The following is an 11,748-nucleotide window of genomic DNA, read 5'->3' as shown; positions in this document are numbered from 1 at the left end:
ATCCGCTTCGGCGACAACCTGCCGAAGACGCGCTCGGGCAAGATCATGCGTCGCCTGCTGCGCTCGCTCGCGAAGGGCGAGGCGATCACGCAGGATACGTCCACGCTCGAGAATCCGGCCATCCTCGAGCAGCTCGCCGAAGTACGCTGATCGTACCGGTTGCGCATCACGCGCACGAGCCCCTGCGCGGCAATCCCGATTGCCCGCGCAGGGGCTTTTTGTTACATAACGGCATGACCGCTCCGACCCGTTCCGCGCCTGCCGCGCCACCGCCCGTTCCCGAGCCGCTCGCGCGTGCCCATGCGCGCTACTGGCGCTTCAACGTCGCGTTGATCGCGGTGCTGATGGTGATCGGCTTTTCGGTGTCGTTCATCGTGCCGTTCTTCGCACCGGCGCTCGCGGGTATCCGCTTCGCCGGGTTCAGCCTGCCGTTCTATGTCGGCGCGCAGGGCGCGATTCTCGTGTATCTCGTGCTGATCGTCGTCTACATCGGGCTGATGCAACGTGCCGACCGGACGCTGCGTCGCGCGTACGACGACCTTGCGGCGCTTGCCGTCAACGCACGCGGCGGGCGCTGATCCATGCTGACGCGTCGACTGATTCGCGCGTATGCGCTCTACACGCTGGGGTTTCTCGGGTTCGTGCTGCTGATGTGGCGGATCGAGCGCGCCACCGGCTCCGGCATCTGGATCGGCTACGTGTTCCTGTTCGTGCCGATCGCCGTGTATGCGGTGATCGGGTTGCTGTCGCGCACGTCCGATCTCGTCGAGTACTACGTGGCCGGGCGGCGCGTGCCGTCCGCGTTCAACGGGATGGCGACGGCGGCCGACTGGCTGTCGGCCGCGTCGTTCATCGGCCTGGCCGGATCGCTCTACGCCACCGGCTACGACGCGCTCGCGTACGTGATGGGCTGGACGGGCGGGTTCTGCCTCGTCGCGTTCCTGCTCGCGCCGTATGTGCGCAAGCTCGCGCGCTACACGATTCCCGATTTTCTCGGGACGCGCTTTTCGAGTACGGCCGTGCGCGCGCTGGCGGCCGGCGCGGCGATCCTGTGTTCGTTCGTGTATCTGGTCGCGCAGATCCAGGGGATCGGCCTGATCGCGACACGCTTCATCGGCGTCGATTTCGCGATCGGGATTTTCTGCGGGCTCGCGGGCATTCTCGTGTGCTCGTTTCTCGGCGGGATGCGCGCGGTCACGTGGACGCAGGTCGCGCAGTACATCATCCTGATCAGCGCGATCCTGATTCCGGTGTCGCTGATCGCGATGAAGAACGGGCTCGGCCCCGTGCCGCAGTTCAATTACGGCAAGCTGATGGAGCGCGTCGCGGCGCGCGAGGCGCAGGTGCGCGATGCGTTCGACGAGCAGCAGGTGCGCGACGCGTACCGCCGGCAAGCCGCGGATATCCAGACGCGGCTGGACCGGCTGCCGGCATCCTATGCGGACGCACGCCAGCACCTCGCCGACCAGCTTGCCGACTTGCGGCGCCACAACGGACCGCTGCGCGAGATCAGCCAGCGCGAGCGCGAGCTGGCCGACTTCCCGCGCGATCCGGCGGCGGCGCGTGTTGCGTGGACGCAGGCGCGCGACGACCTGCTGGCCCGGGCCGAGCCGCCCGTGCCGATGCACGAGCCATTTCCCGCCGCGAGCGAAGACGAACGCAAGCCGCGCGAGCGGAATTTCCTCGCGCTGCTGCTGTGCCTGTCGCTCGGCACCGCGAGCCTGCCGCACATCCTGACGCGCTACAACACGACCACGTCGGTGGCGTCGGCACGGCGCTCGGTCGGGTGGACCCTGTTCTTCATCGCGCTGTTCTACCTGAGCGTGCCGGTGCTCGCGGTGCTGATCAAGTACGAGATCCTCGCGAACCTCGTCGGGCGGCCGTTCGCCGAATTGCCGGCGTGGGTCACGCAATGGCATCACTTCGAACCCGACCTGATCAGCGTCGTCGAAGTGATTCGCGACGGCATCGTGCACTGGTCGGAAATCCAGATGCAGCCGGACATGGTCGTGCTGGCCGCGCCGGAGATCGCCGGGCTGCCGTATGTCGTGTCGGGGCTGATCGCGGCCGGTGCGCTTGCCGCGGCGCTGTCGACCGCGGACGGGCTGCTGCTGACGATCGCGAACGCGCTGTCGCACGACGTCTACTACTGCATGGTCGCGCCCGACGCATCGAGCCAGCGGCGCGTGACGATCTCGAAGGTGCTGCTGCTCGGCGTCGCGCTGTTCGCGTCGTATGTCGCGTCGCTCAATACCGGGAAGATCCTGTTTCTGGTCGGCGCCGCGTTCTCGCTGGCGGCCTCGAGCTTCTTTCCGGTGCTCGTGCTCGGCGTGTTCTGGAAGCGCACGACGACGCGCGGTGCGATCGCGGGGATGGTGACGGGGCTCGCGGTGTGCGTGTACTACATCGTGTCGACCTATCCGTACTTCACGCAGCTGACGGGGTTCGCAGGGCACACGTGGTTCGGGATCGAGCCGATCAGTTCGGGGGTGTTCGGGGTGCCGGCGGGGTTTGCGGTGGCGATCGTGGTGAGTCTGTTTGATCGAAAGCCGGATGAATATACGCTGGCGCTGGTGGATTACATCCGGCATCCGTGACGCGGGGAGGCGTGAGGAGCCGATGCACGGCCCGCCTCACGCTGCGGCCGATTGCGGCCGACCCGTGCAGATCATGTGAAGACCCGCTGATTTCACGGAGAAATCAGCGGGTCGGATGTTTCTGGCAGAGCGAGGCTACACGCGAGAACTGCCACGCGAAGGTGGCGCCCGCTGCCACGGCGATCGCCGCCCGGCTTGCCTTCGCCGACAAGCGACTTTCTAAAGACTTTCGATATTCCTGCCGATAACAATCGAGGAGCTTGCATTTCTCGTGCGCCGCGTCGATGTCGACCAGGGCGACACGGGGCGGGCAACGGTCCGGATTCGACAAGATCTACATAAATAAAAACGGGGAAGCCGCAGTAATGAAACGCCATATAAGCGGCCTGGTTCTGGGCTTGATCAGCCTGGGTACGGTCGCACAGCAAATACCGGAAGAGGCGGGCACGGAGACGGAGGCGGTTGGTTTGCCCGACGGCGTGACGACGGAGAGGAATCCCCTCAAGCAGGCTTATCTGTCCAAGGCATCGCTGAAGCCGGCGTTGTTCAGGCCGAACGCGAGCATGCCCGATATCGTGAACGAGGACCTGCTGCGCGGGATGTCCGAAAGCGGTCGCGTCAAGGGTCAGGCAGGCGAGTTCATCGGCTACATGCCGAAGCTCAAGGTGCTGCCGTGCCAGGCCGACTGTCAGGGCGACGACTACGAGAAAGCCGTGGCCGCCTTGATCAAGGGCTACGAAGGTAACGGCAAGTACTTCCAGTCGCGCGGCGAGATGATCGTCCAGGTACGTTGGTTCCACGTGCGTTCGTGGTACACGCGTTCGCTGCCGTACGGCGCGGATACGTTCGGCGTGTCGTTCATGCTGGAGGGCAAAGTGGTTTCGCTCGGCAAGAAGAGCATCGTCGGCGGCAAAGAAACCGCGGACGACCTTGCCCGCGACGTCGGCGCACGCATGGCTGCGGAGATGGCTTACACGCTCGGTGTCGGTGTCAAGCCGACCTGGCTCTCGACGACGAACAACATTTCGAAGGGTATTGCCGGCGCGATCACGTCCACGGTAGCCGTGGTCGATGGATTGTTCGGCGTCGAGGACGTTCGTCCACGCATCGAGCCGGCTACCGCGGCCAATGACAATCTGCTGCCCGCCATCGATGGCATCGGGCCGAACGAGGTCGAGCCCATCACCGAGATGCACTACATCAACTCGCTCACGTTCTGACGGGCGATTGACCCACTTTTCGCCGGATCCTCACCCCGATCCGGCATGCCAATCTGATATTTCGGACCACAATCAGCATGAGCATAACCCTGAAGGAATATGTAGGAAGTCATCGTGACGCCGAGCGCGGCGTCATGTTTCTGTGCGCCGGCGTTGGCGCACTGATCGCGGAACGCGTTCTGAAGTCGTTGAATTACCCAGGGCTGGGTGAGGCCTGCGGATATGCGTTCATTTTGCTCACGCTCTTTGCTTTCTACCTGCTGCTTCGGACAATGAGGATTGCAAAGAAGGAGTATCAGGCCGCCGCACCGGAGTGTGTCGACCTTAGCCGAGTGAAGCGGATTCGGTATCTCTGGATTGCCGTGGGCGGCCTCGTCGTCGTTCATTTCGTGCTGTTCAAGACGCTGGGCGGCGAAGGCGTCGACCGCAAGCTGGACGCCAGTAACGGCTTCGACGAGGTCAACTATCACGCGTCGCTGACCAAGGCGATGTCGGAAATGACTGCCGAGCAGGTCGAGGCCTACAACTGGGCTGTCAGCGATCTCGATGTCCGGACCTTTGTCGGTCGCTACGGAAAATCACCGACGGCACGGGACGTGGTACTGGGCGAAGCCAATCGTTACATTCGATTGAACGAGGACAAGATCGATCGGCTGAAGGAGAAGCTTGCCACGATGGAGCCCGAGATCAAGGACAACAAGGAGAGGCGGGCAGAGGCGCTGCGATTGTTGAAGACGGTTGTCCCGCGGATCACGTACGTCGGATATTCGATCAAGACCGAAGAGAGAAGGAAAAACCGGGACTCGTGCACGGATATCGTGTGTTCGAATCAGGGTAATGACGTGTATCCCCCGGCCATCTGGTACACCATCGATAACCAGAGCGATCTGAAACTGGTCAGCTTGCCTTGCACGATTGAATATCACGCGAAGGGGAAGCAAACGACGTATACGGAAAAGAAGGAGTGTCTGAAAAACCTCGAGCCGACGAATGGCGAGTATGGTGTGACGCTCAATCCTGGCGGAAATGACAATTTTTCGGAAGGGGGGGCGACGATCGCTTTCAATTACGAACAGGCAACCATGCCGGATCCCTCCAGCAAATGGAGCGAACTGAGCGCGATGCCGGCCAAGCTGCCCGAACTGGAGCAACTCGACTCAGCGCGAAGCGCGATCGAAAAGGCGGAGTCGGTCAAAAGCGCCGTGCGTCGTTGAGTTCGTCCGGTCGGGCGGCGCCCAGGCGCACGGGACAGTGCCCCCGCTTCTTGCAGCACACCGGCCCGTCGCACATGGCGGGCTGGACGAAACATTTCTGCTGACCGACGGTGCATCCACTGGAATCAGGTTGCGGAATTGGCGGATGCGGAGTCTCAGGGGAGGAGGGCGCACGGTTGTACGTAGTGCGTCGGTCGTCCGCCCGGAATGTCATGCGCTGGCGCGCTGATGCGAGACGCCCGTAAAACGAGAAAGCCCTGAAATCCTTGGCAGCGCTGGCTTCGGCTGGCTCGGGTTTCAGGGCTTGTGTCCTGGCGGAGAGAGGGGGATTCGAACCCCCGATAGGCGATTAACCTATACACGCTTTCCAGGCGTGCGACTTAAACCACTCATCCATCTCTCCGGAAGACCGAGAGTATAGCAAACTCTGGCGGCAGTCCGCCACTCCGTCCGACGATCCATGCAAATCGGTCGGGTCGCGAGGTCGGCGGCCCGCCAGACGACCGTCGAGCGGGCAGTCGCGCCATCGTGCGATCATGCCCCGTCCGCTTGCATTTTCCAGCCCTTCATTCAACGGGAACGCCACGCCATGTCGCCGTCCGCCTTGCTCGCCTTTGCCCTGATCCTGTCCGTCGGCGTCGCGACGCCGGGCCCGACGGTGTTGCTCGCGATGAGCAACGGCTCGCGGTACGGATTGCGTCACGCGATGGTCGGCATGCTCGGCGCCGTCACGGCCGATGTCGTGATGATCGCGCTGGTCGGGTTCGGCCTCGGCGTGCTGCTCGACGCGTCGGAAACGGCATTCGTCACGCTGAAGCTGGCCGGCGCTGCTTGGCTCGCCTATGTCGGCGTGCGGATGCTGCTGTCATCCAGCGGTTCTGCCGCCGCGCAGGCGCTCGATCACGCGACACCCGATCGCCGGACCGCGTTCCTGAAGAGCTTTTTCGTCGCGATGAGCAACCCGAAGTACTACCTGTTCATGTCCGCGCTGCTGCCGCAGTTCGTCGACCGGTCGCATGCGATCGCGCCGCAGTACGCGATCCTCGCGGCGACGATCGTCGCGATCGACGTCGTCGGGATGACCGGCTACGCACTGCTCGGCGTGCATTCGGTGCGCGTCTGGAAGGCGGCCGGAGAGAAGTGGCTGAACCGCGTCAGCGGGTCGCTGCTGCTGATGCTCGCGGGGTACGTCGCGCTGTATCGCAAGGCAGCGAACTGACGCGGCGATGCATCGGGAACACGCCTCCCGCCGAGTGGTGCGGCGATGAAGCCGATCGAGCGCTTCACGCTCGAAACGCACGATGGTCCGTACGAAACGTGGCCGTCGCGCACCCATGTGCGCGTGAACGGCGTACGTTCCGGCCTCACTGTTTCCGGCTATGTGCTGCTTCGCCAGTACGAGACGCCGGACGCGTATCTGCTCGTGACCGACTACGACTGCCCGTTCGAGGAGGCCGTCACGTTCACGCTCGTGTCGAAGGATCCATTCAAGGCGCTCGCGCAGCGCACGGTCGGCGCGATGTACGCGTCGTGCCATCTGGACGACATCACGTGGACCGACGGCCGGCATTTCAGTGCGACGTTCGTGGGGATCGACGGACGCTGGGATTTCACGATTCGTGACCGATCCGTGCCGTTCATCGTGCCACGGCTCGGCATGAGTCGCGTGCAGGAACGGTAACGCGGAATCGGCGCTCGCGGACGTCTCGTCCGCGCATGCGCGCCGTCCGAAACCCGCCAGAACAGCCGGTTTCATTTCTCTTTCGCATTGATCAGACATGTAAGTTTGGCGGGCTCAAAATCTTGCGCAGCCAACGCACATGGCGGCCAGAACGGCGACGGCCGGGCATCGCATCCACCTGCCACATTACAAAATGAATGGTTATTGAAAGAATTCCTTCCCTTGACGCAAGGCGCTCGAGGCATTTATTGTCCGTCTGCCGACCGTGAGAGAGCACGGCGGCAATCGCGGATGCGCGCCTCGCGCGCATGACAACACGCAGCAGAAAGCAGAAAAGGAAACGTGGTAGCCACATGAAGCCGCTATTCGATGACAAGAACTCCGATGCGGTCAGCGATCGTCCTTCCACCCCGTCTGCGTCACCCGTCGCAGTGCCTGTCGCCGCCGCCGTTGCCGTGCCCGCAGCACGCCCGGCGGAGAACGTCCGCCTGATCACCGTCGACGAGATCGACCAGCTCGGCGCGACGCAGGGCACGCGGATCGCCGCCTTCTCCCAGCAGATTCTCGCGAGCGTCCGCGCGTCGGATGCCGACCAGTTCGGCGACAAGCTCAACGAACTGATCGCGACCGCGAAGGGGCTCGACCCGCGCGGCGCCGACAAGGGCGGGCTGCTCACGCAGGTCACGCGGCTGTTCCGCTCGACCAAGGAGAAGCTGCTGTCGCAATACGAGTCGGTGAGCAAGCGGATGGACACGCTCGTCGTCGAGCTCGAGAACCATGCGCAGCGCCAGAAGGCCGGCATCGATGAACTCGAGCGGATGTACAACGACAACTACGCGTTGCACCAGGAGCTCGCGCAGTCGAAGGCGCACGGCGAAACGGCGCTCGCGACGCTGCGCGCGCATCTCGAGGCCGGCCAGCAGCCGGCGGACGACGCGTTCGCCGCGCAACGCCTGCTCGACGTGAAGCGCAAGGTCGACGCGCTCGAAAGCAAGCTCGACGACCTCGACCGCGCGATGCTGATGTCGAAGCAGCTCGCGCCGCAGATCCGGATGGAGCAGGACCAGAAACGCACGCTGACGTCGAAGTTCATGACGATCAAGACCGTGCTGATCCCCGCGTGGACCAACGCGTTCGCGCTCTACCTCGAGCAGCTCAGCACGAAGCGCGCCGCGGCGCTCGCGAACGCGACGTATGACGCGGCCGACGAGGCGATCCGCGCGCAGGCCGACCTGAACCGCCAGAACGCGCAGGAAGTCGCGAAGCTTGGCCAGCGTCCGGTGATCTCGACCGACACGTTCGAATACGCGCAGCAGCAGCTGTTCGGCGCATTCGACGACATCACGCAGATCATCGCCGACGGCAAGCGCCAGCGCGAGCAGGACGCGCCGCGTCTGCGCCAGCTCGAACAGGACCTGATCACCCGATTCGCTCCGAAGCACAACTGAAAGAACCGAGAGAACACCGCATGATTACGCTTGAGAAACGCGCGGCGAAGGTCGCGATCGTCCTCGAAAAACGCCAGATCCTGAAGCCGCCAGTCGTGCGTGTCGGCGCGGCGCTCGACATCTCCGGCTCCGCGAAGCCGCTCTACCAGTCGGGCGTGATCCAGGAGACGCACGACCGGATCCTCGGTATCGCACTGAAGTTCGACGACAACGGCGAAGTCGACACGTGGACCTTCACCGAAGGCTACGATCGCCTGCCGACCGCGACGCCGGACAACTACGGTTCGTACATCTCCGACTACGTGCTCGAAGCGCGGATCGACAAGTGGGGCGGCACGCAGTACGCGCCGGTGATGAACGACATCGTCGATTTCTTCTTCCGCGCGCCGGAGCCGTCGCCGAAGCGCGCAGAGAAGCGCGGCTTCCTGAGCCGGCTGTTCGGCGGTGCGGACGAAACGCCCGCGCCGGCCGCGTCCGCACCGGTGAACGGTGATCTGCCCGCATGGGTGCTGTTCGTCACCGACGGCCAGAACCCGAAGAACGACCGCAAGCGCGTGCGCCAGCTGCTGGCCGAGTCGCAGCACTACCCGCTGTACTGGTCGCTCGTCGGCGTCGGCGAGCCGAGCGAATTCGGCTTCCTCGCGGAAGTCGCGGACGAGATGCCGAACGTCGGCTTCCTGCATCTCGAATCGCTCGACGTCAGCGACGAACAGATCTACGAACAATTGATCACGCAGGAATTCTGCGACTGGGTGCGCGCGAAGTAAGCGCGGCCCGCACGTCTTTTATCCAGAACTCGATTACCCCATCATGTTGAAAGACTTCAAGATCCCGTTGTCGCTCACGGTGCTCGCGCTGATCGCGGCCTATCTCCTCGGCGGCATGAAGGACATGCTGATCGTCGCGGTCCTGTCGGTGCTCGAAATCTCGCTGTCGCTCGACAACGCGGTCGTCAATGCATCGGTGCTCAAGAACTGGTCGGAGAAGTGGCGCAACCGCTTCATGGTGTTCGGCCTGCCGGTCGCCGTGTTCGGCATGCGGCTCGTGTTCCCGCTGTTGATCGTCGCCGTGATCGGCCACATCGGCATGTGGGACGCGCTGACGCTCGCGATCGAGTCGCCGGAGAAGTACGCGGCGATCCTCACGTCCGCGCATCACCAGGTATCCGCATTCGGCGGCGCGTTCCTGCTGATGGTGTTCTTCAAGTTCATGCTCGATACCGAGAAGGACGAGCACTGGATCGGTTTCCTCGAAGGCCCGATGAGCCATCTCGGCCGCATCACGGCGCTGGAAGTGGCGCTGACGCTCGCGATCATCATCGTCGCGTCGCTCTACGTGCCGGCGGCCGAGCAAGTGGGTTTCCTGCTCGCGGGTGCGTTCGGCGTGATCAGCTTCGTGATCGCGCACGGCATCGGCGATCTGATCGGCGGGGAGGAGACGGGCACGCGCGTGGTGCGCGAAGGCGTCGCGGGTTTCATGTATCTCGAAGTGCTCGATTCGTCGTTCAGCTTCGATGGCGTGATCGGCGCATTCGCGCTGTCGAACAACATCTTCCTGATCGCGCTCGGCCTCGGCGTCGGCGCGGCCTATATCCGGGAGATGACGCTCGTGCTGCTGAAGAAGGGCACGCTCGCGCAGTACCGCTATCTCGAACACGGTGCGTTCTGGGCGATCGGTGCGCTCGCCACGATCATGTTCCTCGGCGTGAAGTTCGACGTACCCGAGGTCATCACCGGCCTGGTCGGCGCGGCGATGATCGCCGCGGCCGTGTGGTCGTCGATCGTCGTGCAGCGCAAGGAAGACCGGACCGCCGTGGCGGGCGAGTGACCACGCGCGACGCGCGGGTCGAAAACCATCAACGAGGGGCCGCGCAGGGCGGCCCGGCATTGCCGCCGGCGCAACGGCGGTTCCAGCAGAAGAGGTTCAGATGATCAATTTGTCGAAAGGCGGTCGCGTCAACCTGTCGAAGGAAGCGCCCGGCACGCAGAAGTTCCGCATCGGTCTCGGTTGGGATGCGAACTCGACGGACACGGGTACGGATTTCGATCTCGACGTGTCGGTGTTCCTGTGCAAGTACGACGCGCAGAGCAATCCGAAGCTGATCTCGGATCAGCACTTCGTGTTCTACAACAGCGAAGTGCGCACGATGGAGCGCAAGGACACCTTCATCCAGCCGGGCGACGATTTCCCGAAGCGCGGGATGCCCGCGTCGAAGTGCCTGGGCGTCGTGCATAGCGGCGACAACCGCACGGGCAGCGGCGACGGCGACGACGAGGTGATCTTCATCGACGTGACGAAGCTCGCCGCGGACATCGAGGAAATCTCGGTGGTCGTGACGATCGACCAGGCCGAAGCGCGCCGCCAGAATTTCGGCCAGGTGCGCAACAGCTACATCCAGATCGCCGACGAGGTGTCGGGTGCGGTGATCGCGAAGTACGCGCTCGAGGAGGACTTCTCGATGGAGACGTCGGTGCAGGTCGGCAGCTTCTATCGCCGCGATGGCCACTTCATGTTCAAGGCGGTCGGCGCCGGCTACAACCGCGGCCTGGGCGACTTCGTGCGCGCTTACGGCGGCGCGGTCTGACTGGCGGCAGCCCGGCCGGCGGGATACCGCCGCGCCGGGCAGGAAGCAGCGATGACGAATCCGTCTGACGAGCCGAAGCGGCTCGAGTTCGATACGACGCCCGAGCGCACGCCCGGGCGTCTTGCGTTCGACGTGCCGCCTGCGGCCGCGATGCCGGTCGCGCGTGCGCCCGAGCGGCCGGCGCCGCAGGCGCTCGACTTCGGGCCGGCACCTGCGTCCGATAAGGCCGTGCGCGCGGCGCCTGCCGAGGCGGTCGGCCGCGCGGTGTTCGGCGAATCGAACCATCCGCAGCTCGAAGCGTGCTTCCGCGCCGCGCAGGCCAGCTTTCCGAATCTGTATCCCGACTACGCGCCGCGCATCGAGCGGCACATCCGGCAACTGGTCCCGCTCAAGCTCGCGACGGTCGCGACGATCGGCGACGGCGCGCTGGAGACGGCGGGCAACCTCGTCGAAGCCGTCGCGGCGGCGACGCGCGAGTTCAACGAACTCGGCGCGGCCGACATGATGGCCGGCATGCTCGCGCAGGCGACGCGCAAGGCCGGCATGTTCGAACGCTGGTTCGGTGCGGCCGCGTCGGGCCATGTCGACTACCGTGCGGCGATCGGGGCGCTCAAGCAGTCGCTCGGTTTCTTTCCGCGCCGTACCGAGGACCTCGCCGCGAAGGTCCGACATGCGGAGGAGAATCTCGTGGTCGTGCTTGCGGCGCTGAGCGCGGTGTCGGACGTCGTGCGCGCACCGGATGACGCGGGCGTCGAGCGCACGCTGTTCGACCGCCGCAACATCGTCGGGCAGGCGGTGCAGCAGATCCGCATGCAACCCGCGCAATTGCGCGGGCTCGACGAGCGCGTGACCGATCTGCTGTCGCGTGCCGATCATCTGATGAACGTCGTGCTGCCGGCGGCATTGGCGGCGCGGCCGCAGCGCTGAGCGCACGGCTCGGCGGGCACGAATGCGCACGCCACGCCACGCCGCATCGCCTCGCATCGCGTCGCGCCATTTCACGT

11 protein-coding genes and 1 tRNA gene are annotated in these 11,748 nt (G+C 64.5%); 11 read left to right on the top strand and 1 reads right to left on the bottom strand.

Features of this window, described 5'->3' with window-relative positions; all coding sequences use genetic code 11:
* Positions 1-233: 233 nt before the first annotated feature.
* The 4 genes from BDO18943_RS37955 to BDO18943_RS37940 all read left to right on the top strand — a co-directional run bounded on the left by BDO18943_RS37955 (position 234) and on the right by BDO18943_RS37940 (position 5,031).
* Entirely contained in the window at positions 234-578 is a 345-nt protein-coding gene (locus BDO18943_RS37955) for a DUF4212 domain-containing protein (protein ID WP_175026223.1), read from the top strand.
* Positions 579-581: 3 nt separating this feature from the next.
* The gene (locus tag BDO18943_RS37950) at positions 582-2,597 is read left to right on the top strand and encodes a sodium:solute symporter family protein (protein WP_175026222.1); all 2,016 of its coding nucleotides are present in this window, start codon (positions 582-584) and stop codon (positions 2,595-2,597) included.
* A gap of 284 nt (positions 2,598-2,881) precedes the next feature.
* Positions 2,882-3,817: a hypothetical protein gene (locus BDO18943_RS37945; RefSeq protein WP_175026221.1), complete on the top strand. Its 936-nt coding sequence runs from the start codon at positions 2,882-2,884 to the stop codon at positions 3,815-3,817.
* Between the two features lie 77 nt (positions 3,818-3,894).
* Positions 3,895-5,031, top strand: a complete 1,137-nt coding sequence (locus tag BDO18943_RS37940) for a hypothetical protein (protein ID WP_175026220.1) — start codon at positions 3,895-3,897, stop codon at positions 5,029-5,031.
* 312 nt (positions 5,032-5,343) lie between these two features.
* On the opposite strand, the gene BDO18943_RS37935 is transcribed toward BDO18943_RS37940, so the two are convergent.
* A tRNA-Ser gene (locus BDO18943_RS37935) sits at positions 5,344-5,434 on the bottom strand.
* Positions 5,435-5,620: 186 nt separating this feature from the next.
* On the opposite strand from BDO18943_RS37935, the gene BDO18943_RS37930 reads away from it, so the two are divergent.
* The 7 genes from BDO18943_RS37930 to BDO18943_RS37900 all read left to right on the top strand — a co-directional run bounded on the left by BDO18943_RS37930 (position 5,621) and on the right by BDO18943_RS37900 (position 11,671).
* A complete protein-coding gene (locus BDO18943_RS37930; RefSeq protein ID WP_175026219.1) occupies positions 5,621-6,250 on the top strand; it encodes a LysE family translocator in 630 nt (209 codons plus the stop codon).
* A 45-nt stretch (positions 6,251-6,295) separates the two neighbouring features.
* Positions 6,296-6,712, top strand: coding sequence for a hypothetical protein (locus tag BDO18943_RS37925; RefSeq protein WP_175026218.1), 417 nt, complete (start codon positions 6,296-6,298; stop codon positions 6,710-6,712).
* 353 nt (positions 6,713-7,065) lie between these two features.
* The gene (locus BDO18943_RS37920) at positions 7,066-8,160 is read left to right on the top strand and encodes a toxic anion resistance protein (RefSeq protein ID WP_043188721.1); all 1,095 of its coding nucleotides are present in this window, start codon (positions 7,066-7,068) and stop codon (positions 8,158-8,160) included.
* A 20-nt stretch (positions 8,161-8,180) separates the two neighbouring features.
* A complete protein-coding gene (locus BDO18943_RS37915) occupies positions 8,181-8,927 on the top strand; it encodes a VWA domain-containing protein (protein WP_175026217.1) in 747 nt (248 codons plus the stop codon).
* A 43-nt stretch (positions 8,928-8,970) separates the two neighbouring features.
* Complete coding sequence (locus BDO18943_RS37910) at positions 8,971-9,987, top strand: DUF475 domain-containing protein (RefSeq protein WP_175026216.1); 1,017 nt, start codon at positions 8,971-8,973, stop codon at positions 9,985-9,987.
* 100 nt (positions 9,988-10,087) lie between these two features.
* On the top strand, positions 10,088-10,744 hold the full coding sequence (locus BDO18943_RS37905) for a TerD family protein (RefSeq protein WP_089450923.1): 657 nt from the start codon (positions 10,088-10,090) through the stop codon (positions 10,742-10,744).
* 51 nt (positions 10,745-10,795) lie between these two features.
* Positions 10,796-11,671 carry a hypothetical protein gene (locus BDO18943_RS37900; RefSeq protein ID WP_175026215.1) on the top strand — a complete coding sequence of 292 codons (876 nt, stop codon included), beginning with the start codon at positions 10,796-10,798 and terminating at the stop codon, positions 11,669-11,671.
* Positions 11,672-11,748 lie beyond the last annotated feature (77 nt).

It is taken from the genome of Burkholderia aenigmatica (genome assembly GCF_902499175.1).
GTDB lineage: Bacteria > Pseudomonadota > Gammaproteobacteria > Burkholderiales > Burkholderiaceae > Burkholderia > Burkholderia aenigmatica.
The sequence above is the reverse complement of the archived record's forward strand: the minus strand, read 5'-3'. Positions and strand labels throughout refer to the sequence as shown.